Origin of the sequence: Streptomyces radicis, from assembly GCF_003626575.1 — a bacterium.
Lineage (GTDB): Bacteria > Actinomycetota > Actinomycetes > Streptomycetales > Streptomycetaceae > Streptomyces > Streptomyces radicis.
The window spans coordinates 157,501-179,375 of the sequence record NZ_RBDY01000012.1 but is presented as its reverse complement, the minus strand read 5'-3'; the positions used below and the strand labels follow the sequence as shown (position 1 = coordinate 179,375).

Sequence of the window (21,875 nt, the reverse complement as noted above, 5' to 3'; positions counted from 1 at the left end):
GGTGACCGACCGGGTGTGGTGGCAGAGCCCCCGGCTGCTGTCGGAAGGAGCGACGGGCAGCCGGGCGCAGCCCGCTATCCGGATCTTCGGCCGCTGGGCCAGGGGGCCGCTGCTCTCGGTGATGCGGCTGTGGCGCAGGAACATCCAGCTGCGCGTGGTGGCCAGCACGCTGCTGCTCTCGATGGCCGTGGTGCTGGTGCTGGGTGTGGTGGTGATCGGCCAGGTGCGCAACGGGCTGCTCGAGGCCAAGCGGCAGACGGCGCAGAGCCAGGCCGACGGGGGCTTCCAGGTGGCGCGGGAGCGGGCGACCGTGGACGCGAGCGAGGCGGGGGCGGGGCTCTCGGTCGACGCGGCGACGTGGTCGACCGAGGTGGTGCAGCAGCTGGCCAGTGGTGGGCAGGGCGTGTTCTCGGTGGTGGCGCTGCCGTCGGAGCTCTCGCCCGCGTTCGCGGGTGACACGGGGTTCGCGCCGCGGGGGCCGCGCGTCTCGTCGGCGGTGGACACCGATCTGAGCATCTCGGAGGAGATGCGGGAGGCGGTGGACGACGACCGGGCGACGCAGCGGCAGTACGGGACGATCGTGCGCACGGACGGGACGTCCGAGGCGGGGCTGATCATCGGCAAGCGGATGACCGATGTGGCGGGGAATCCGTATCAGCTGTACTACCTGTTCCCGTTCACGCAGGAGGAGAAGTCGCTCAGCCTGGTCACGGGCACGATCGCGACGGCGGGGCTCTTCGTGGTGGCGCTGCTCGGGGCGATCGCGTGGCTGGTGGTGCGGCAGGTGGTCACGCCGGTGCGGATGGCGGCGGGGATCGCGGAGCGGCTGGCGGCGGGGCGGCTCCAGGAGCGCATGAAGGTGAGCGGCGAGGACGACATCGCGCGGCTCGGGGAATCGTTCAACAAAATGGCACGCAACCTCCAGAAGCAGATCCAGCAGCTGGAGGAGCTGTCGCGCATGCAGCGGCGTTTCGTCTCGGACGTCTCGCACGAGCTGCGGACGCCGCTGACGACGGTGCGGATGGCGGCGGACGTCATCCACGAGGCGCGCGGGGAGTTCGACCCGGCGACGGCGCGGTCGGCGGAGCTGCTGCTGAGCCAGCTCGACCGCTTCGAGCTGCTGCTCGCTGACCTGCTCGAGATCAGCAGGTTCGACGCGGGCGCCGCGGTGCTCGAGGCGGAGGCCACGGACCTGCGGGACGTGGTGCACCGGGTCGTCGAGAGCTTCGGGTCGTTGGCCGAGCGGCGCGGCGGGCGGCTGCTGGTGCGCGGGGACGCCCGGCCGATCGTGGCCGAGGTGGACGCGCGGCGCATCGAACGCGTCGTGCGCAACCTGGTCGTCAACGCCATCGAGCACGGTGAGGGCCGCGACGTGGTGGTCAGGCTCGCCGTCGCGGCGGACGGCGGCGCGGTGGCGATCGCGGTGCGGGACCACGGGATCGGGCTGCGGCCTGGCGAGGTGGACCAGGTGTTCAGCCGCTTCTGGCGCGCGGACCCGGCGCGGGCGCGAACCACGGGCGGCACGGGCCTGGGCCTGTCGATCGCCGTGGAGGACGCGCACCTGCACGGCGGGCGCCTCGAGGCGTGGGGCGAGCCGGGCGGCGGGGCGCAGTTCAGGCTGACGCTGCCCGCCACGGCGGGCGGCGCGCTGCGCGGGTCGCCGCTGCCGTTGGAGCCGGTTGACGCGCGGGCGAGGCGGGGGCGGGGCGTTCCGGCGCCGACGCGGTCCGGGTCCGCGGTGGCCGCGGCGGCGGAGCCGAGCGAGCCGAGCGCGAGGGGCGGGCATGGGGACTGACCGGATACGGCGGCGGCGGGCGGCGGCGGGTCTGCTGTCCGCGGGGCTGCTGGTGACGGGCTGCGCGTCGATGCCGGACGGCGGCCCGGTGCAGTCCGTCGACTCGTCCGAGGCGTCCGACGCCGACGCGCAGGTGCTGGTGTACGGGGTGCCGCCCGAGGAGGGCATGCTGCCGCAGCAGATCGTGCGGGGCTTTCTCGAGGCGGTGACGAGCGACGACCCCGACTACGAGATGGCCAAGCGGTATCTGACGCCGGGGGGCGCGGAGGAGTGGGACCCGTTCTTCAGCACCACGGTGCTGGCGTCGGGGCCCCGGCTGAGCGGCCCGGCGGGGGAGGGCGAACGCGTCGAGCTGAGCGGGCTGCGGCTGGCCACGGTGGACGGGGCGCACGGGTACGACCCGCGGGCGGGCACGTACACGGCGTCGTTCGAGCTGGAGCAGGTGGACGGCGAGTGGCGCATCGACGCGCTGCCCGACGGGGTCGTGATGGGGGAGGCGGACTTCCGCAGGATCTACCGCTCCGCCGACACGTTCTATTACGCGGATATGGGCGGGGAGTGGGGGCGGCCCGCCGATGAGACGGATGTGCTCGTTCCCGATCCGGTCTATGTGCGCAGCCGGATCGATCCGGTGCGGGATGTGATCGAGGCGCTGCTCGACGGGCCGAGCGAGTGGCAGGCCCCGGTGGTGTCGACGATGTTCCCCGACGGGGCGGCGCTCGCGGACGGGCAGCGGCCCGCCATCGACGACTCGGGGCGGCTGACGGTGGGCCTGTCCGGCGTTCCCGAGGGCTGGTCGCGCGACAGCTGCGAGCGGATGGCGAGCCAGCTGCTGCACACGGTGCGGGATCTCGCGTCGGCCGAGGTGACGGAGGTGCGGCTGCGGACGGAGTCGGGGGCGTCGCTGTGCGGCCTCGACGACGCGGCGGCGGAGGAGACGGCGCCAGGGGCGCTGGACGGCGAGGTCAACCGCGCGTACTTCCTCGGCGAGACGGGGCGGCTGATGTCGCTCGCGCAGCGGGACGGCACGTCGCGGCCTGTCAGCGGCGCGTTCGGCGACGAGAACGCCGGGCTGCGCAGCGCCGCGGTGAGCAGGGACGGTGCCCTGGCCGCCGGGGTGAGCGCGGACGGGTCCGTTCTCGACATCGCGCCGCTCGGCGCGGGGGGCGCGCGGGAGACGGCGCTGACCAGCGAGTCGTCGGGGGAGGCCGCGGGGCTGAGCGCGCCGAGCTGGGACGGCCTCGGCGACCTGTGGGTGGCCGACCGCGACCCCGACGCCCCGCGGCTGCTGCGGCTCACCGGCGGCGAGGGCGCGGCGCGGGAGATCCCGGTGCAGGGGCTCGCGCCCGGCGAGCGGATCGACGCGGTGCGCGTGGCGCCCGACGGGGTGCGGATCGTGGCGCTGGTCAGCGACGGCGAGGCCACGTCGCTCCAGATGGGGCGGGTCGAACGCACCGCGGGGCCCGAGGGCGAGACGGTGCGGGTGGCGGCGCTGCGTGAGGTCGCGCCGCGCCTGGTGGACGTCGTGGCGGTGTCCTGGGCGGGCAGCAGCACGCTGGTCGTGGTGGGGCGGCCGGCTGACGGCGTGCAGCAGGTGCAGTACCTGGCGATCGACGGGTCGTCGACGAACCTCCCGACCGTGCCAGGGCTCAACCAGGTCGTCGAGGTGGCCGCGTCCGAGGACGCGGAGCAGCCGCTGCTCGCGCAGATCGACGCGGGCATCGTGCGCCTCGACCGGGACGACCCGGAGTGGAAGCTCGTGATGGACGGCGGGGCCGAGGGGTACGCGCCGGTCTATCCCGGCTGATTCCTTCCCGGTCGATCCATCCTGCTGAGCGTGTCCCAAACCTGACTTTCGGGTGCGTTGTTCCTTACCTTCGGGGGTGGGGACGCCGGGGGTCGGTGGGGGAACGTGGGGGCATGCGTGAGTGGTGGCGCGAGCTGGGCTCGCTGATGTTGCCGACGGCCTGTGCGGGCTGCGGGGTGGGGTGGGGCGTGCTGTGCGCGGCCTGCCGTGAGCTGCTGTGGGCGGGGCCCGCGCGGCGGGTGTGGCCGGTGCCCGAGCCGGCCGGTCTTCCCGCGGTGCACGCCGTGGCGGAGTATGCCGATGAGGCGCGGGCGGTGCTGCTCGCGCACAAGGAGCGGGGGATGCTCGGGCTGGCCGGTCCGCTGGGGCGGGCGCTGGCGGCGGGGGTGCGCGCGGCCGTGCCGGGTGGGCCCAGGGGGAGTCCCGGCGGCGCGTCGGCCGAGGTGATCGGTCTGGTGCCGGTGCCGTCGGCGCGGGTGGCGGTGGCGCGGCGGGGCCACGATCCGGTGCGGCGGGTGGCGGTGGCGGCGGCCGGGTGGCTGCGGCGTGAGGGATGGGCGGTGCGGGTCGTCCGGGCGCTGCGGCAGTGCCGTCCGGTGGCGGACCAGGCGGGGCTGACGGCCGGGCAGCGGGTGGCCAATCTCGCGGGGGCGCTCACGGTGCGGTCCGGGGCGTTGACGCCGGGCGAGCGGGTGGTGCTCGTGGACGACGTGCTGACCACCGGCGCCTCGCTGGTCGAGGCGGCGCGCGCGGTGCGGTCGGCCGGTGGCCTGCCGCTGGGCGCCGCGGTGATCGCGGGTCCCCCGATGGGGTGGATGTGACCTACGTATGGGTAGGGGTGCCCTTGAGGGGGTCGGCGGAGTACGTTCGAAGAAGGAGCTCACCGCGAGTCCGGCATAACTGGATATGGATCGCTTTCCGCGATTGTTCGACTTCGGATCTCCTCATCTGAATGTCAGGTGGATGTTTACCGTCTTCCCGGGGGAGAAGGAGGTGAAAGTCGCTACCCCGACGTAACCCCGAGGCCGCCGTGGACACCGGCGGTTCCGGTTCCAGTGCGCGAAGGAGGGTCTCCGTCACCGCCGACGGGACCATCCGGAACGGAGTTCAGCGTGGACATCGTCGTCAAGGGCCGTAAGACAGAGGTGCCGGAGCGATTCCGCCGGCATGTGGCCGAGAAGCTCAAGCTGGACAAGATCCAGAGAATCGACGGCAAGGTGACCCGCCTCGATGTGGAAGTGTCCAAGGAACACAACCCCCGTCAGGCGGACCGTTCGGACCGGGTCGAGATCACGTTGCGGCACCGAGGGCCCGTGGTGCGGGCCGAGGCGTCGGCGGCCGATCCCTATGGGGCGCTCGATCTGGCGGTCGAGAAGCTGGAGTCCCGGCTGCGTCGCCAGCACGACAAGCGCAGGTGCCGCCGCGGCCGGGATCGTATCCCGGCCAGCGAGGTGGCCGCGGTGGTGCGTGACGCCGCCCCGTTGAACGGCGTGGCCGAGCCGGAGCCCGCGGTGCCCGAGCAGGTCGCGCCGCCGGTCAGGCGGGTGGGCTCGGTCGTGGTCGAGGGGGACGGGCCCTTGGTGGTGCGCGAGAAGACCCACAGGGCCGCGCCGATGACGCTCGAACAGGCGCTGTACGAGATGGAGTTGGTCGGTCACGACTTCTATCTCTTCGTCGATGCCGAGACCAAGCAGCCCAGCGTCGTCTATCGCAGGCACGCCTATGACTACGGCGTGATCCACCTCGAGCCCGACGCCCTGGCGGGGGACGCGTCACCCGAGGAGGCCGGTGGCGCCCTGGGCGCCTGAGCGCGTACCCGCACCCGTACGCGAGGCATGCGGATCGGCACCCCGGGGCCTGATCGTGGATCCGGCCCGGGGTGCCGCCATGGAATCATGGGGTCGCCGATTGTGGCAGTCGCGTATCGACCGGCAAGGGGGAGGAACGATGGTGGACACCTTCGGGCCCACGATGTCCCAGGGACCGCACCGCGTGCAGCGCGTGGTCCCGGTGCGGGAGCAGCGGGAGCCCATCAGGGTGTTGGTGGTGGACGATCACGAGCTGTTCCGGCGGGGCCTTGAGATCGTGCTGGCCCAGGAGGAGGACATCCAGGTCATCGGCGAGGCGGGGGACGGTGCCGAGGCCGTGGAGAAGGCCGCCGACCTGCTGCCCGACATCGTGCTGATGGATGTGCGGATGCCCAGGCGCGGGGGGATCGAGGCGTGCACCTCCATCAAGGAGGTGGCCCCCAGCGCGCGGATCATCATGCTGACGATCAGCGACGAGGAGGCCGACCTCTACGACGCCATCAAGGCCGGGGCCACCGGCTATCTCCTCAAGGAGATCTCCACCGACGAGGTCACCGCGGCGATCCGGGCCGTGGCCGACGGGCAGTCGCAGATCAGCCCGTCGATGGCGGCCAAGCTGCTCACGGAGTTCAAGTCGTTGATCCAGCGCACCGACGAGCGCCGCCTGGTGCCCGCCCCGAAGCTGACCGACCGCGAGCTCGAGGTGCTCAAGCTCGTCGCCACGGGGAAGAACAATCGGGACATCGCCAAGGACCTGTTCATCAGCGAGAACACCGTGAAGAACCACGTGCGCAACATCCTGGAGAAGCTTCAGCTGCACTCCAGGATGGAGGCCGTCGTCTACGCGATGCGCGAGAAGATCCTGGACCTCGAGAGCGGCTGAGCCGTCCCCTCGCCTCCGGATCCCCGAGGGCCCGTGCCCTCCTCAGATCGCCACCCGGCTCACCGCGTCGGTCAGCGGGCCCCGCAGCTCGTCGGGGGACGTCCGCTCGATCCTGATCCGGTCGCACCCCACCCAGCGGGCGGCCTCGGCCAGCGCCTCCGCCATGGCCGGTACGGCCGCGACGGCCTTGACCGGACCCGCCTCGAACGCCGCGTGCCTGGCCACCAGCGTGCTGCCCTCACGGGCCGGATCCACCCGGCCGAGCAGCCGACCGCCGGACAGCAGCGGCATCGAGAAGTACCCGTAGATCCGCTTGGGCGCGGGCACATACGCCTCCAGCCGGTGGACGAAGCCGAAGATCCGCTCCGTGCGCGGCCGGTCCCAGATCAGGGAGTCGAACGGCGAGAGCAGCGTGGTCCGATGACGCCCCCGCGGCGGCGTCGCGAGCGCGGCCGGGTCGGCCCAGGCCCGCGGCCGGTCACCGCTCCCCGACACCCACCCCTCGACCTCCACCGGCACCAGCCCGGTCTCCTCGATGACCGACTCCACCTGCGCCCCGGTCAGCCGGTGGTAGTCAGCCAGGTCCGCCCTGGTGGCCACACCCATCGCCGCGCCCGCCTGGGCGACCAGCCTGCGCAGGCACTCGAGGTCGTCGAGGTCGTCGTGGAACAGCTCGGCGGGGACGGCTCGTTCGGCGAGGTCGTACACCCGCTTCCAGCCGCGCCGCTCGGTGCACACCACCTCGCCGTAGGTGAGCGCGCGCTCGACGGCGACCTTGATGTCGCTCCAGTCCCACCAGATGCCGCCCTTCTTCGCGCCGCCCAGCGCGGTCGCGGTGAGCGGCCCCTCGTCGCGGAGCCGGGCGATCACCTTGTCGTAGGCGGCGGGCGACAGCTCGGCGTGCCAGCGCTCGCGGGCCCGGTACGCGCGGCGGCGGAAGGAGAACAGCGGCCACTCCTCGATCGGCAGGACGCACGCCGCGTGCGACCAGTACTCGAAGGAGCGCCCGCCCGCCCAGTACGCGTCCTCGACGGTCGACCTGTCGACCGCGCCGAGGCGGGCGTACGGCAGCAGCTCGTGCGAGCGCGCCAGCACCGAGATCGTGTCCAGCTGGATCGCGCCGAGCCGGCGCAGCACCCCCCGGACTCCGGCCCTCCGGTCGGGCGCCCCCAGGAGCCCCTGGGCGCGGAGCGCGATCCGGCGGGCCTCGTCGGCGGACAGGTGCGACAGTGCGGCAGTCATGCCGAGGATCGTAGAGCCGACCACTGACACTGCCACCGGCGCTCGCATACCATGGCCGGTGCGGCGGGGCCATCCGCTGTGCCCGCGCTTCCCAACCGCGCCAGGCCCGACCGGCAAGGAGACCAGCCCTCGTGTCCGTCTTCAACAAGATCATGCGTGCAGGCGAAGGCAAGATCCTGCGCAGGTTGCAACGCATCGCGAACCAGGTGAACTCCATCGAAGAGGACTTCGTTGATCTCACCGACGCGGAGCTGAGGGCGCTCACGGACGAGTACAAGCAGCGCTTCGCCGAGGGCGAGTCCCTGGACGACCTGCTGCCCGAGGCGTTCGCCACGGTCCGGGAGGCCGCCAAGCGCGTGCTGGGCCAGCGCCACTACGACGTGCAGCTGATGGGCGGGGCCGCGCTGCACCTCGGCTATGTCGCCGAGATGAAGACGGGCGAGGGCAAGACGCTGGCGGGCACGCTGCCCGCCTACCTCAACGCGCTGTCGGGCAAGGGCGTCCACCTGATCACCGTCAACGACTACCTGGCGCAGCGTGACTCCGAATGGATGGGCCGCGTCCACCGCTTCCTCGGGCTGTCGGTCGGGTGCATCACCGCGGGCATGCCGCCGGCCAAGCGCCGCGAGCAGTACGCCTGTGACATCACGCACGGCACCAACAATGAGTTCGGCTTCGACTACCTCCGGGACAACATGGCCTGGTCGAAGGACGAGCTGGTCCAGCGCGGCCACAACTACGCGGTGGTGGACGAGGTGGACTCGATCCTCATCGACGAGGCGCGGACTCCGTTGATCATCTCGGGCCCGGCCGACCAGGCCACCAAGTGGTACGCGGACTTCGCCAAGCTCGTGCAGCGCCTGGAGAAGGGCGAGGCGGCCATCCCGACCCGGCAGCAGGCGGAGACCGGCGACTACGACGTGGACGAGAAGAAGCGCACGGTCGCCATCCACGACGCGGGCGTGACCAAGGTCGAGGACTGGCTGGGCATCGACAACCTCTACGAGTCGGTGAACACCCCGCTGGTCGGCTACCTGAACAACGCGATCAAGGCCAAGGAGCTGTACAAGAAGGACAAGGACTACGTCGTCCTGGACGGCGAGGTCGTGATCGTCGACGAGCACACGGGCCGCATCCTGGCGGGCCGCCGGTACAACGAGGGCATGCACCAGGCGATCGAGGCGAAGGAGGGGGTGAAGATCAAGGACGAGAACCAGACGCTCGCCAAGATCACCCTCCAGAACTACTTCCGCCTCTACGACAAGCTCGCGGGCATGACCGGCACGGCGATGACCGAGGCCGCGGAGTTCCACCAGATCTACAAGCTGGGCGTGGTGCCCATCCCGACCAATGTGCCGATGGCGCGCCTCGACCGCTCCGACCTCATCTACCGCACCGAGGTCGCCAAGTTCGCGGCCGTGGTGGACGACATCGTGGAGAAGTACGATTCGGGCCAGCCGGTGCTGGTCGGCACCACCTCGGTGGAGAAGTCGGAGTACCTCTCCCAGCAGCTGAACAAGCGCGGGGTGCGCCACGAGGTCCTCAACGCGAAGAACCACGAGCGCGAGGCCGCGATCGTCGCCAAGGCCGGGCGCAAGAGCGCGGTCACCGTCGCCACCAACATGGCGGGCCGCGGCACCGACATCAAGCTGGGCGGGAACCCCGACGAGATCGCCGAGAGCAAGCTGCGCGGGCAGGGCCTCGACCCGGTGGAGCACGCGGAGGAGTGGGCCGCCGCGCTCCCGGGCGCGCTCGAGGCAGCGGAGAAGGCGGTGCAGGCGGAGTTCGAGGAGGTCAAGGACCTCGGCGGGCTCTATGTCCTGGGCACCGAGCGGCACGAGTCGCGCCGCATCGACAACCAGCTGCGCGGCCGCTCCGGGCGTCAGGGCGACCCGGGCGAGTCCCGCTTCTACCTGTCGCTCGGCGACGACCTGATGCGGCTGTTCAAGGCGGCGATGGTCGAGCGCGTGATGTCGATGGCCAACGTGCCCGACGACGTCCCCATCGAGAACAAGATGGTCACCCGCGCGATCGCCTCCGCCCAGGGCCAGGTCGAGCAGCAGAACTTCGAGATCCGGAAGAACGTCCTCAAGTACGACGAGGTCCTGAACCGGCAGCGCGAGGTCATCTACAGCGAGCGCCACCGGGTGCTCGCGGGCGAGGACCTGCACGAGCAGGTCCGCTTCTTCATGGAGGACACGATCGAGGCGTATGTGCGCGCCGAGACCGTGGAGGGCTTCGCCGAGGAATGGGACATGGACCGGCTGTGGGGGGCGTTCAAGCAGCTCTACCCGGTGGAGGTCACGGTCGATGAGCTCGAGGAGCAGGCCGGTGGCCGGGACGGGCTGACCCCTGAGTTCATCGTGGAGTCCATCAAGGAGGACATCCACCAGCGGTACGACAAGCGCGAGGAGGAGCTGGGCTCCGAGGTGACGCGCGAGCTCGAGCGGCGCGTCGTGCTGTCCGTCCTCGACCGCAAGTGGCGTGAGCACCTCTACGAGATGGACTACCTCCAGGAGGGCATCGGCCTGCGCGCGATGGCGCAGCGGGACCCCGTGGTGGAGTTCCAGCGTGAGGGCTTCGACATGTTCACCGCCATGATGGAGGGCATCAAGGAGGAGTCCGTCGGCTATCTGTTCAACCTGGAGGTCCAGGTGGAGCGGCAGGTCGAGCAGGTCCCGGTGCAGGGCGGCGAGAAGGCGGCCCCGGCCGCGGGCAAGCAGGAGACCCCCCAGGAGGCGGTGCCCGCGGGCGCCGCGCAGGGCGGGGCCCGGCCCGCGATCCGCGCCAAGGGGCTCGAGGCCCCCAAGCGCGCCGACCGGCTGCACTTCTCGGCGCCGACCGTGGACGGCGCGGGCGGGGTCGTCGAGGGCGACTTCTCCGCGGGCGAGCAGCGGCCGGCCTCCGGGCAGGGCGGCGCCGGGGGCGCGGCCTCCGACGACGGGCTGACCAGGGCCGAGCGCCGCAAGGCGCAGAAGGGCGGCCGCCGCCGCAAGAAGTAGCCGCCACCCGAGGGGTGGTGGCGTCCGGCGGCCGGTCGCCGGGCTCATGGCACCGTGTCCAGCTCGACCGCGCAGCACTGCCAGTGGCCGGTGCCGGGGCGGCGCTCGAGGCGGAAGGCCAGGGCCCGGGTCCGGCCGCCCGCCGCGACGCGGGCGAACGCCTCGATGGCCTCGCTGCTCGGATGGCTCGCGCCGACGCCGCGGATGACCGGCGCCCGGCAGCCGGCCGGTGGCCGCAGGGGGGCGTGCGGCGCGAGCAGCACCAGCTGGTCGTAGGCCCGTGCGCGGGCGTGCGCCATCAGCGAGTGCACAGGGCGCTGGCCGCTGAGCACGAGCACGAGCTGCTGGGCGAACCAGTCCTGCGGCTTGGGGTGCGGGCGGCGCGCGAGCGGCACGCGGCCCGCGGGGCGCCCGGAATCGACGCGGCGGACATCGCCGCGGCACAGGTCGGCGCGGCCTCTCGGCGCGCGATGGCCGGTCTGCCTTCCGGTCTGGCTGACGGTTTTCACGAGTGGACCACCCCCGATGACGGAACGCCGGGGCCGAGCCCCGGCAACAAGCTACCGACGAGTAACTATCGCGGATTGTAAGGCTCCGATCACCCAGGGGCAAGCGCCCGCCGCACTGGTACAGTGAGCGGCCCCGCGGACCGGGGCGAGGTCCGCCGTTCCCACGCCCTCCCACGACAACGGGGCTTCACGAAAGGGGCCGTTCATGCGTGTCTATGTGCCCCTCACGCTGTCGTCGCTCGCCGAGCTGCACCGGACGGAGAAGCTCGGCCCCGTGCCGTTGACCGCCTACGCCGTCACCCCCGCGCTGCGCGAGTGGTATCTCTCGGGCAACGAGGAGGAGTTGGAGTACGCCGCGCTCAACAGGGCAGCCGCCGCGTCGCTGCGGCTGGTGGCCGCCGAGCCCGGCGTGGCCAGGCGGCGGGTCGTCGCCGCGGCCGACGTGCCCGACCGGGCCGCGGTCGCCGACCCCGATCAGGCGCTGCTGGTCGAGGCGTTGGGCGAGGTGCGGCTGACCGAGCCGGTGCCGCTGCACGCGCTGGCCTCCGTGCACGTCGACGCGGCCGAGGCCGAGCCCGATGTCAGGGCCGCCGCCGACGCGTTGGGCGCGGCCGACCAGGGCGACGACGACGCGCGGTTCGTCGTGGACGGGGCCGCCGACCACGAGCTTCTCTGGTACGGCGTGCAGGAGATCGACCGCCTGGTGTGACGCGGACCGCTCCCCGACGCCGGTCGCTCCAGGACCGATTGTCGGTGGGGCGTCGTACTGTCGAGGCATGGCTTCACGGAACGGCTCGACGCGATCGGACCACATCGTCTGGGACTGGAACGGCACGCTGCTCCACGACATCGACGTGGTGGTCGAGGCGACCAACGTCTCGTTCGCCGAGATCGGCATACCCCCCATCACGTTGGAGCGTTACCGCGAGCTCTACTGCGTGCCCGTGCCGCGGTTCTACGAGCGGCTGATCGGCCGGCTGCCGACCGACGAGGAGTGGGCTGTGATGGACAGCACATTCCACCGGCACTACTTCGCGCGGGCCGACTCGGCCGCGCTCGCCGAGGGGGCCGCGGCGCTCCTCGCCGACTGGCAGGAGGCGGGCCGCACGCAGTCGGTGTGCTCCCTCGCGCCCCATGAGCGGCTGCTGCCGTGGGTCACGCGCCTCGGCATCCACAGCCACTTCCTGCGCGTCGACGGGAACGTCACGGACGGCGTCGTGACGGGCAAGGCCGAGCAGATGGCGCGCCACCTCGCGGCGCTATCCGCCCTGCCCAGCGGGCTCGACCCCGGGCGCGTGGTGGTGATAGGCGACGCCACGGACGACGCGGCCGCCGCCGCGCACGCCGGGGCGAAGGCCGTGCTGTACACGGGGGGTTCGCACAGCAGGCGCAGCCTGCTCGCGGCGGGGGTCCCGGTGGTGGACACGCTGGACGAGGCGGTGCGGACGGCCGAGGAGCTGCTCGCGCGGATGTGAACGACCGGTGAGCTTCCCACGAGCCAGTGGTGAACCGGCACTCCGTTTTTCATCCGATGTCGACCCACCCGTTATCGCGGGGGCGCTAGCCTGGTCGTCGTGATCAGTGCGACAGCGCCTGGACGCCAGGGCGAAGGCGACGCGGCCCCGCCCCGGAATCCGCGTACCCGCGGGGCTGTTCGGCCACTGACTCCTTCCGCCGGGCGCGGCCATGCCATCACAGCGAGCGTCGCCCGGTGACCGTTTCTCGACGTCACGCAACGGCGCGCGACAGGAGTAAGAGGACATGCACAGCAAGCTGGACGAAGCCAAGGCTGAACTACTGACACAGGCCGCGCAGGTGGCCGACCGTGGCACCGCGGGAGGGCCCCCGGGACACGGCCTGGACTCCGAGGCGGTCGTCGCGTACCTCCAGCGTTACTACCTCTATGTGGCCCCCGAGGACATCGTCCAGCGGGACCCGGTCGACCTGTACGGCGCGGCGTTCTCACAGCACCGGCTGGCCGCCGAGCGGCCGCAGGGCACGGCCAGGATCCGCGTGCACAGCCCGACGGTCGAGGAGATGGGCTGGACGTGCAGCCACACCGTCGTCGAGGTGATCAGCGACGACATGCCGTTCCTCGTCGACTCCGTGACGAACGAGCTCTCCCGGCAGGGCCGGGGGATCCACCTCGTCGTCCACCCGCAGATCGTCGTGCGGCGCGATGTCACGGGGACGTTGCTCGAGGTGCTCGACGCGGGCCGTGACCCCGACGGCCCGGTCGCGACCACCTACGACCCGGACGAGCTGCCGGACGACGCGGTGATCGAGAGCTGGATCCACGTCGAGATCGACCTGGAGACCGACCACGACGACCTCGTCGGCATCGAGGCCGGCCTGCGGGCCGTGCTCAGCGACGTCCGCGAGGCCGTGGAGGACTGGCAGAAGATGCGCGGCACCGCGCTGCGCATCGCCGAGGGGCTCCCCGACGAGTCGCTGCCCGCGACGCTGCCCGAGCCCGACGTCGAGGAGGCCAGGGAGCTGCTGCGGTGGCTGGCCGCCGACCACTTCACGTTCCTCGGGTACCGCGAGTACGAGCTGGCGCGCGAGCGCGAGGACGGCTCGGTCGACGTGTTGCGCGCCGTCCCCGGCACCGGCCTCGGCATCCTGCGTTCCGACCCCGCGCACGACCGTGACTCGCCGTACCCCAGCGCGTCGGCGGCGTTCGCCCGCCTCTCGCCCTCCGCGCGCGCCAAGGCGCGCGAGCCCAGGCTGCTGATCCTCACCAAGGCCAACAGCCGCGCGACCGTGCACCGTCGTTCGTATCTCGACTACGTCGGGGTCAAGACGTTCGACGCCGACGGCCGGGTCACGGGGGAGCGGCGCTTCCTCGGTCTCTTCTCCGCCGCCGCCTACACCGAGTCGGTGCGCCGCATCCCGGTCATCAGGCGCAATGTCGCCAAGGTGCTGGCGGCGGCCGGGTTCGCGCCCGACAGCCACAGCGGCCGTGACCTGCTCCAGATCCTGGAGACCTATCCGCGCGACGAGCTGTTCCAGACGCCGGTCGGCACGCTGCGCTCCATCGCCACATCCGTGCTGCACCTCCAGGAGCGGCGCAGGCTGCGGCTGTTCCTGCGGCAGGAGGAGTACGGGCGGTACTACTCGGCGCTGGTGTATCTGCCGCGCGACCGCTACACCACGTCGGTGCGGCTGCGGCTGACCGACATCCTCATCGAGGAGCTGTCGGGCACCAACGTGGACTTCAGCGGGTGGAACACCGAATCGGTGCTCTCCCGGCTGCACTTCGTGGTCCGCGTCGAGCCGGGCACCGAGCTGCCCGAGCTCACCGAGTCGGACGTGGAGCGCATCGAGACCCGGCTGGCCGAGGCTTCCCGCTCGTGGACCGACGGCTTCGCCGACGCCCTCGCGGCCGAGTGCGGCGAGGAGCAGGCCGCCGAGCTCGGCAGACAGTATCTGGACGCCTTCCCCGAGGGGTACAAGGCGGACTTCGCCCCGCGCGTCGCCGTGACCGACCTCCAGTACGTCGCGGGCCTGCGCCCCGACGCCGGGCGGGACTTCGCGCTCAGCCTCTACGAGCCGGTGAACGCGGGTCCTGGCGAGCGGCGTTTCAAGATCTACCGCACGGGCGAGCCCGTCTCGCTCTCCGCGGTGCTCCCGGTGCTCCAGTGCCTGGGCGTCGAGGTGGTCGACGAGCGGCCCTACGAGCTGCGGCCCGTCGGCGGACCGACCGCCTGGATCTACGACTTCGGCCTGCGGATCCCCGAGCGGCTGGCCGGCGGCCTGGTGGGCGACGGCAGGGAGCGCTTCCAGGACGCGTTCTCCGCGGCCTGGACCGGCGCGGCGGAGAACGACGGGTTCAACGCCCTGGTGCTCACCGCCGGGCTCACCTGGCGCGAGGCGATGGTGCTGCGCGCCTACGCCAAGTACCTGTGGCAGGCGGGCGCGCGGTTCACCCAGGAGCGCATGGAGGCGACCCTCAGGAAGAACGCGCACACCACGCGCCTCCTGGTGAACCTCTTCGAGGCCAGGCTCTCCCCGCAGCGCCAGGGCGCGGGCCGGGAGTTGACCGACGGCCTGCTCGAGGAGCTCGACGGCGCGCTCGAGCACGTGGCCAACCTCGACGAGGACCGCATCCTGCGCGCGTTCCTCACGGTGATCAAGGCCACCCTGCGGACGAACTACTTCCAGAGCGGCGGGGACGGCGCGCCCCACGCCTATCTGTCGATGAAGCTCGAGCCCAAGGCCATCCCCGAGCTGCCCGAGCCGCGCCCGGCGTTCGAGATCTGGGTGTACTCGCCCCGGGTCGAGGGCGTGCACCTGCGCTTCGGCAAGGTGGCGCGCGGCGGGCTGCGCTGGTCCGACCGGCGCGAGGACTTCCGCACCGAGATCCTGGGCCTGGTGAAGGCCCAGGAGGTGAAGAACACCGTGATCGTGCCCGTCGGCGCCAAGGGCGGGTTCGTCGGCAAGCGGCTGCCCGACCCGGGCGCCGACCGCGACGCGTGGCTGGCCGAGGGCATCGCGTGCTACCGGACGTTCATCTCGGGCCTGCTCGACATCACGGACAACCTGGTGGACGGCCGGGTCGCGCCCCCCGACGACGTCGTGCGGCACGACGGCGACGACACCTACCTGGTGGTCGCGGCGGACAAGGGCACCGCGACGTTCTCCGACATCGCCAACGAGGTCGCCGTCTCGTACGGCTTCTGGCTCGGCGACGCGTTCGCCTCGGGCGGCTCGGCCGGGTACGACCACAAGGGCATGGGCATCACCGCGCGCGGCGCCTGGGAGTCGGTCAAGCGGCACTTCAGGGAGCTGGGGCACGACACCCAGACCGAGGACTTCACGGTCGCGGGGATCGGCGACATGTCGGGCGACGTGTTCGGCAACGGCATGCTGCTCTCCGAGCACATCAGGCTGGTCGCCGCGTTCGACCACCGGCACATCTTCCTCGACCCCGACCCCGACGCGGCGGTCTCGTTCGCCGAGCGGCGGCGGCTGTTCGCGCTGCCGCGCTCGTCGTGGGCCGACTACGACGCGTCGCTGCTGTCCAGGGGCGGCGGGATCCACCCGCGTTCGGCCAAGTCCATCCCGGTCACCCCGCAGGTGCGCCAGGCCCTGGGCATCGAGGGCTCGGCGCCCTCGCTCACCCCGGCCGAGCTGATGCAGGCCATCCTGCGCGCCCCCGTCGACCTGCTGTGGAACGGCGGGATCGGCACCTATGTGAAGGCGGCGACCGAGACCCACGGCGACGCGGGCGACAAGGCCAACGACGCGATCCGGGTCAACGGGCGTGAGCTGCGCGCCAAGGTCGTCGGCGAGGGCGGGAACCTCGGCCTGACCCAGCGCGGCCGCATCGAGTACGCGGTCTCGGGCGGCCGGTGCAACACCGACGCCATCGACAACAGCGCGGGCGTCGACACCTCGGACCACGAGGTGAACATCAAGATCCTGCTCAACGCCGTGGTGGCCAACGGCGACCTGACGGTCAAGCAGCGGAACGTCCTGCTGGCCCGGATGACCGACGAGGTCGGCGCCCTCGTCCTGCGGAACAACTACGCGCAGAACATCGCCCTGGCCAACGGCGCCGCCACCGCGCCCGGGCTGATCCTGGCCCACCAGCGGTTCATCGCCCGGCTCACCGGGGAGGGCAGGCTGGATCGCGAGCTCGAGTTCCTGCCGTCCGACGACGAGTTCCGCGAGCGGCGCGCCGCGGGGCGCGGGCTGACCGAGCCCGAGCTCGCGGTGCTGCTCGCGTACGCCAAGCTGACGGTCACCGGCGAGCTGCTCGGCACCGAGCTGCCCGACGACCCGTATGTCGGGCGCCTGCTGCACGCGTACTTCCCCTCGGCGCTGCGCGAGCGCTTCCCCGACCGGATCGAGACGCACGCGCTGCGCCGGGAGATCATCACCACCCTGCTGGTCAACGACACGATCAACGTGGCGGGTTGCTCGTTCGTCCACCGGATGCAGGAGGAGTCGGGCGCGGCCACCGAGGAGATCGTCAGGGCGCACACCGCGGCGCGGGCGATCTTCGGCCTGGCCGAGATCTGGGACACGGCCGAGAGCCTGGACAACGTGGTGGAGGCCGAGGTCCTGACCCGGCTGCGGCTGCACGCCAGGCGGCTGGTGGAGCGCGGCGCCCGCTGGCTGCTGAACAACCGCCCGCAGCCGCTCGAGCTGGCCGACACGATCGACCTGTTCGCCGACCGGGTGGGGCAGGTCTGGCAGGAGCTGCCGAAGCTGCTGCGCGGCCTCGACCTGGAGTGGCACACCGCGCGCCTGGACGAGCTGGTGGCGGGCGGCATCCCGACGGAGCTGGCGCTGCGGGTGGCGGGGTTCTCGGCGGCGTTCCCGACGCTGGACATCGTGGCGGTCGCCGACCGCACCGCGCGCCCGCTGCTCGACGTCGCCGAGGTGTACTTCCACCTCAGCGACGAGCTGGGGATCTCCGACCTCCAGAACAGGATCAGCGAGCTGCCGCGCGCCGACCGCTGGCAGTCCATGGCGCGCACGGCGATCCGCGAGGACCTGTACGCCGCACACCAGTTGGTCACGGCCGATGTGCTGGCGGCGGGCGAGGCGGACGTGTCGCCCGAGGAGCGGTTCGCGGCCTGGTCCCGGCGGAACGCCGCGATCCTCGGCCGGGCCAGGGGCACCCTGGGGGAGATCCAGTCGTCGGAGAGCTTCGACCTGGCGAACCTGTCGGTGGCCATGCGCACGATGCGCACGCTGCTGCGCAGCAACCGGTAGCGGGGTCCGCGGCCTCAGCCGGTCGCGGATCCGGAGGCGGATCCGGTCGCGGGGCCGGACGCCCTGGGGCGGGCGCGGACGTGCATGCGCTCGCCCTGGGGCCCGAAGAGGCTCAGCACCTCGACGGGCCGCGGGTCCGCGCTGCCGAACCAGTGCGGCAGCCTGGTGTCGAACTCCGCCGCCTCGCCCTGGCCGAGCACGATGTCCCGCTCGGCCAGCACGAGCCGCAGCCGCCCGGCCAGCACGAAGAGCCACTCGTAGCCCTCGTGGGTGCGCGGGTCAGGCTCGCCCCGCTCCGGGATGATCATCTTGTACGCCTGAAGCGGGCCCGGCTGCCGCGTCAGCGGGACGACGGTGTGGCCGTGCACCGTGCGCGGCACGAGGCGCACGCGGGGATCGCCCGTCTCGGGGGCGCCCACCAGCTCGTCGAGCGCCACGTGGTGCGCGCGGGCGATGGGCAGCAGCAGCTCGAGGCTGGGCCGCCGCTGTCCGGACTCGAGCCGGGACAGCGTGCTCTTGGAGATCCCGGTCGCCTCGGACAGCGCGGCCAGCGTCACGCCACGCGCCGTCCGCACCCGCCGCAGCCGGGGCCCGACCCCGGCGAGCACCTCGGTCATGTCAGCCGTCATGGCGACATTCAAGCGAGCGCGTCCCGGAAATGGCAACGTGAGTTGCTCCCGGCGCCGCCACGGCCCAGGCTCGCCCTGAGCACCCCGACGCGACACCCCGTGTGAGCCACCACCCCAGGAGGACACCTTGACCCGCAGTGAAGACGGCCCCCCGCACGGCGACCGCCACCCGCACACCCAGGACCACGCCCATGCCCGTGGCCATGCCCACAGTCATGGCCGCGGCGCCGACGACGTCGACTGGGAGGCCATGGCCGACCAGCTGGAACGCGGCGGTGAGCTGCACCGCCCCGCCGTGGCCGAGGCCGCGGCCTGGCTGCGCGAGCGGCTGCCCGAGGAGCCCCGCCTGATCCTGGACGTGGGCAGCGGCCCGGGGGTGGGCACATGCGTGCTGGCCGAGGCGTTCCCCGGCGCCGAGGTGGTCGCGGTCGACGGCGCCGATGGCCTGCTCGAACGCGCCACCGCCCGCGCCGAGCGCCTCGGGCTCGGCGACCGTGTGCGCGTCCACCGGGCGGAGCTGCCCGGCGGGCTCGACGCGTTCGGCGGCGTGGACCTGATCTGGACGAGCAGATTTGTGCACCATGTGGGCGACCAGCGGGCGGCGTTGGCCGCGCTCGGCGGGGTGCTGCGCCCTGGCGGGCTGCTCGCGGTGGGCGAGGGCGGGCTGCCCGTCAGGTTCCTGCCGAGCCACCCGGGGGTCGGCCGCCCCGGCCTCCAGGCCAGGCTCGACGCGGCGGGCGACGAGTGGTTCGGCGAGATGCGCGCGGAGCTGCCGGGCGCGGTGGACGCCGTGGACGACTGGCCCGCGCTGCTGACCGCCGCCGGGCTCGCCCCCGCGGGCAGCCGCAGCTTCCTGATCGACCACCCCGCGCCGCTCGGCGAGGTGGGCCGCGCCTATCTGCACGCCCACCTCACCCGGATCAGGGGGAACGACGGCGACCGGCTCGCACCCGAGGACCGCGCGGCGCTCGACGCGCTGCTCGCGCCCGACGGGATCCTCACGCGCCCCGACGCGTTCTATCTGACGGCCTCCACGGTCCACACCGCCCTCACCCCACCCGCCTCCTGAGCCCGCCGCCCGGCGCGGGGGAGAGCCGGGGGCGCGGGGTGACCGCGGCGGGGGCCGGGCGGCGTTCGGCCTCGGGCACGGTCGGCGGGATGCCGCGCCCGCCGAAGAAGACCTGGCGCACGACGCGTTCGGCGGCGTACCCGTCGTCGTGCGGGCAGAACCTCCGCCGGAACGCCGCCCGCCGCGCCGCCTCATCGCGACCGGTCCACAGCGCCGCCCCCGACAGCGCCGCCGCCAGCTCGGCCGGGGTGCGCGTCACGGGTCCTGGGGCGGCGGCGGGCAGGTCGAGATAGGCGCCGTGCACCGCGCGGTACGCCTCCCAGTCGTCGGCGTGCAGGACGATGGGCCGGTCGAGGTTGGCGTAGTCGAACAGCACGGGCGCGTAGTCGGTGACCAGCGCGTCCGCCGCCAGGCACAGCTCCTCGATCCGGGGGTGCGCGGAGACATCGAGCACGCCGGCGCCCGCGCCCGCCGCCACACCGGGGGCGCGCACCAGCAGCAGAAAGCCGGGGCCGAGCGCCCGCGCGAGCCACCGCGGGTCGAGACGCGGCGGGCGCCCCCGGTCGTAGCCGCGCCGCGCGGGCGCGTACAGGATCGCCAACACGTCGTCGGGAACGCCGAGTTCGGCCCGCACCCGGCGCACGTCCTCGCCCGTGGCGGTGTGGAAGAGGTCGGCGCGGGGGGAGCCGAACTCCAGGGTCAGATAGTCCGCCGGATAGGCGCCCTCGGTGGCGAGGGTCGCATGGCGGCTGGCGGAGAGGCAGTAGTCCCAGCTGTCGATCTGGCGCAGCAGGCGCGGCAGGTCGCGCGGGGCCGCGTCGAGCCCGGTGTGGGTGAGCGGGGTGCCGTGGTGGGTCTGGAGGCGGAGCTGTCCCGCGCGGGGGCTGAGGGCGTCGGGGAAGCCGTTGTCGCTGATCAGGTAGCGGGCGCGGGCCATGGCGGTCCAGTAGGGCGCGGTGCCGGGGACGAGCCGGTCGCCGGGGGGCGCGTTTCCTCCGGGGGGCGCGGGCCCGTCGGTGCGGGTGTGCTCGCCGGGCGCGGCGACCCAGGCGGTGCGGATGCCGGGTGCCATCTCGCGGAGCTTGGCCTCGATCGCGGCCGGGTGGCCGCTGCGGCCGCCGACGCTCGTGAAGACGGCGAGCCGGTGGTTCACCGGGAGGCGCCGCTGGACCAGGTAGTGCGCGCGCAGCAGCCCGGCGCGCAGCCGCCCTCGCGCGCGGGCGCGCAGCCGCCGGGTCAACCGCTGGCAGGCGCCCAGCAGTTGGAACGCGCGCCGGGCGCCGAGGCGCATCAGCAGCGCGCGGGGCCCGGGGCGTCGGCGCCCGCCGATCGCGGTCGCGCCCGACGCGGCCCTGTGGCGGCGGCACAGCGCGGCGGCGCGCCGGAAGAACTCCGCGCGGTCGGCCGCGGGCAGCCGGTCCTTCGCGTGGTACACGGCCGTGAGGTGGTCGACCATGCGGCGGTGGACGGCGGGCCGCCACCGGTCGCCGCCCGGCAGCGCGGCCAGCCGGGCGAAGACGCGCTCGTACTGCGTCAGCACGTCGAAGTGGCCCCGGCCCGCGGTCCGCGTCCTGCCGCCGGTCCTGCGGCCGCGGTGCTCCACACAGACCCGGTCGAGCACGGCGACGGAGGCGGCCGCGGCGAGCGCCGCGTAGACGAACGGCAGGTCCTGGTAGTGCCCCGCGGGGAAGCGCAGATCGAGCCCCTCGACGAGGTCGCGGCGGTAGGCGGCGCCCCACGCGACGGGTGGCAGGCGCAGCAGCGTGGGGCGTTCGGCCAGGGTGAACGCGCCCGGCGCGCGCTGGGTGAGAAGCCCGGGGCGCGTGCCCGGGGCGCTCGCGCCGTGCCATGCGATCCGCACATGGTCGAACAGCAGCAGCTCCGGCCCGCCCGTGGCGGTCAGGCGCTCGGCGACGGCCGCCAGGGCGCCGGGGGCGAGGGTGTCGTCGCCGTCGAGGAAGAGGACGTAGTCGCCCCTGGCCCGGTCGAGGGCGGCGTTGCGCGCGGGGCCAGGGCCGACGGCGCGCTCCATGCGCAGCCCGGTGACGCGGGGGTCGTCGGCGGCGGCCTCGGCGATGATCTCGCCACAGGCGTCGGGGGAGGCGTCGTCCACGGCGATCAGCTCGAAGTCCCCGAAGTCCTGGGAGCGTACGGACGCGAGGCAGGCCGGGAGCTGGGCCTGGATCCGGTGGGCGGGGACGATGATGCTGAAGCGGGGCACGGCGACATCCAGGGGCGTCCGGAGGGCGAAGGCATCGGGATACACCGACCATCCGACAATCGCCCTTCGGGGCGGGGATTCGGGGGAACCGGCGCCCTGGAGGCCGCCCTTTCCCCCGTTCGGCCGACCCGGCGCCGCCACCCGGCCCCCCGGGTCGGCCCTCCGGATCGGCCGAAGGAGAGGC

General features: G+C 73.0%; 14 protein-coding genes. 10 read left to right on the top strand and 4 right to left on the bottom strand.

Going from position 1 to position 21,875, the window contains the following annotated elements:
- Window position 1 precedes the first annotated feature (1 nt).
- The 5 genes from mtrB (at window position 2) to D7318_RS17905 (ending at window position 6,293) form a co-directional block, all read left to right on the top strand.
- Entirely contained in the window at window positions 2-1,795 is a 1,794-nt protein-coding gene (mtrB, locus tag D7318_RS17925; RefSeq protein ID WP_408055500.1) for an MtrAB system histidine kinase MtrB, read from the top strand.
- Window positions 1,785-3,602, top strand: a complete 1,818-nt coding sequence (locus D7318_RS17920) for an LpqB family beta-propeller domain-containing protein (protein WP_120698114.1) — start codon at window positions 1,785-1,787, stop codon at window positions 3,600-3,602. Before mtrB ends, D7318_RS17920 begins: the two co-directional genes overlap by 11 nt.
- A gap of 113 nt (window positions 3,603-3,715) precedes the next feature.
- Window positions 3,716-4,423, top strand: coding sequence for a ComF family protein (locus D7318_RS17915; protein ID WP_120698113.1), 708 nt, complete (start codon window positions 3,716-3,718; stop codon window positions 4,421-4,423).
- Window positions 4,424-4,714: 291 nt separating this feature from the next.
- Complete coding sequence (gene hpf / locus D7318_RS17910; protein WP_120698112.1) at window positions 4,715-5,410, top strand: ribosome hibernation-promoting factor, HPF/YfiA family; 696 nt, start codon at window positions 4,715-4,717, stop codon at window positions 5,408-5,410.
- Window positions 5,411-5,549: 139 nt separating this feature from the next.
- The gene (locus D7318_RS17905) at window positions 5,550-6,293 is read left to right on the top strand and encodes a response regulator (protein ID WP_120698111.1); all 744 of its coding nucleotides are present in this window, start codon (window positions 5,550-5,552) and stop codon (window positions 6,291-6,293) included.
- Between the two features lie 42 nt (window positions 6,294-6,335).
- Here the strand turns inward: D7318_RS17905 and D7318_RS17900 are convergent, their stop codons facing one another.
- Window positions 6,336-7,535: a winged helix-turn-helix domain-containing protein gene (locus D7318_RS17900; RefSeq protein WP_120698110.1), complete on the bottom strand. Its 1,200-nt coding sequence runs from the start codon at window positions 7,533-7,535 to the stop codon at window positions 6,336-6,338.
- Window positions 7,536-7,666: 131 nt separating this feature from the next.
- Between D7318_RS17900 and secA the strand changes: the two genes are divergently transcribed.
- Entirely contained in the window at window positions 7,667-10,537 is a 2,871-nt protein-coding gene (secA, locus tag D7318_RS17895) for a preprotein translocase subunit SecA (protein WP_120698109.1), read from the top strand.
- A 44-nt stretch (window positions 10,538-10,581) separates the two neighbouring features.
- Here secA and D7318_RS17890 read toward each other — a convergent pair whose 3' ends face one another.
- On the bottom strand, window positions 10,582-11,046 hold the full coding sequence (locus D7318_RS17890; RefSeq protein ID WP_220729680.1) for an Rv3235 family protein: 465 nt from the start codon (window positions 11,044-11,046) through the stop codon (window positions 10,582-10,584).
- Window positions 11,047-11,251: 205 nt separating this feature from the next.
- Here D7318_RS17890 and D7318_RS17885 point away from each other — a divergent pair, with 205 nt between their 5' ends.
- From D7318_RS17885 to D7318_RS17875, 3 genes are all read left to right on the top strand, one after another.
- Window positions 11,252-11,755 (top strand): DUF6912 family protein, encoded by a 504-nt coding sequence (locus D7318_RS17885; RefSeq protein ID WP_120698107.1) that lies wholly within the window; start codon window positions 11,252-11,254, stop codon window positions 11,753-11,755.
- A gap of 67 nt (window positions 11,756-11,822) precedes the next feature.
- Window positions 11,823-12,521, top strand: coding sequence for an HAD family hydrolase (locus D7318_RS17880; RefSeq protein WP_120698106.1), 699 nt, complete (start codon window positions 11,823-11,825; stop codon window positions 12,519-12,521).
- A gap of 286 nt (window positions 12,522-12,807) precedes the next feature.
- Window positions 12,808-17,772 (top strand): NAD-glutamate dehydrogenase, encoded by a 4,965-nt coding sequence (locus D7318_RS17875; protein ID WP_120698105.1) that lies wholly within the window; start codon window positions 12,808-12,810, stop codon window positions 17,770-17,772.
- A 14-nt stretch (window positions 17,773-17,786) separates the two neighbouring features.
- On the opposite strand, the gene D7318_RS17870 is transcribed toward D7318_RS17875, so the two are convergent.
- Window positions 17,787-18,401, bottom strand: coding sequence for a helix-turn-helix domain-containing protein (locus D7318_RS17870; RefSeq protein WP_120698104.1), 615 nt, complete (start codon window positions 18,399-18,401; stop codon window positions 17,787-17,789).
- A gap of 127 nt (window positions 18,402-18,528) precedes the next feature.
- On the opposite strand from D7318_RS17870, the gene D7318_RS17865 reads away from it, so the two are divergent.
- Window positions 18,529-19,470 (top strand): class I SAM-dependent methyltransferase, encoded by a 942-nt coding sequence (locus D7318_RS17865; protein ID WP_230423839.1) that lies wholly within the window; start codon window positions 18,529-18,531, stop codon window positions 19,468-19,470.
- On the opposite strand, the gene D7318_RS17860 is transcribed toward D7318_RS17865, so the two are convergent.
- Complete coding sequence (locus tag D7318_RS17860; protein ID WP_120698141.1) at window positions 19,451-21,691, bottom strand: bifunctional glycosyltransferase/CDP-glycerol:glycerophosphate glycerophosphotransferase; 2,241 nt, start codon at window positions 21,689-21,691, stop codon at window positions 19,451-19,453. The two genes, D7318_RS17865 and D7318_RS17860, sit on opposite strands and share 20 nt — an antisense overlap.
- Window positions 21,692-21,875: the final 184 nt, after the last annotated feature.

What these genes read in the sequence shown, in the direction of transcription:
- D7318_RS17900 (WP_120698110.1), bottom strand. Translation starts at nt 7,535, where the DNA reads ATGACTGCCGCACTGTCGCACCTGTCCGCCGACGAGGCCCGCCGGATC.
- D7318_RS17875 (WP_120698105.1), top strand. Translation starts at nt 12,808, where the DNA reads ATGCACAGCAAGCTGGACGAAGCCAAGGCTGAACTACTGACACAGGCC.
- D7318_RS17870 (WP_120698104.1), bottom strand. Translation starts at nt 18,401, where the DNA reads ATGACGGCTGACATGACCGAGGTGCTCGCCGGGGTCGGGCCCCGGCTG.
- D7318_RS17915 (WP_120698113.1), top strand. Translation starts at nt 3,716, where the DNA reads ATGCGTGAGTGGTGGCGCGAGCTGGGCTCGCTGATGTTGCCGACGGCC.
- D7318_RS17905 (WP_120698111.1), top strand. Translation starts at nt 5,550, where the DNA reads ATGGTGGACACCTTCGGGCCCACGATGTCCCAGGGACCGCACCGCGTG.
- D7318_RS17920 (WP_120698114.1), top strand. Translation starts at nt 1,785, where the DNA reads ATGGGGACTGACCGGATACGGCGGCGGCGGGCGGCGGCGGGTCTGCTG.
- D7318_RS17880 (WP_120698106.1), top strand. Translation starts at nt 11,823, where the DNA reads ATGGCTTCACGGAACGGCTCGACGCGATCGGACCACATCGTCTGGGAC.
- D7318_RS17885 (WP_120698107.1), top strand. Translation starts at nt 11,252, where the DNA reads ATGCGTGTCTATGTGCCCCTCACGCTGTCGTCGCTCGCCGAGCTGCAC.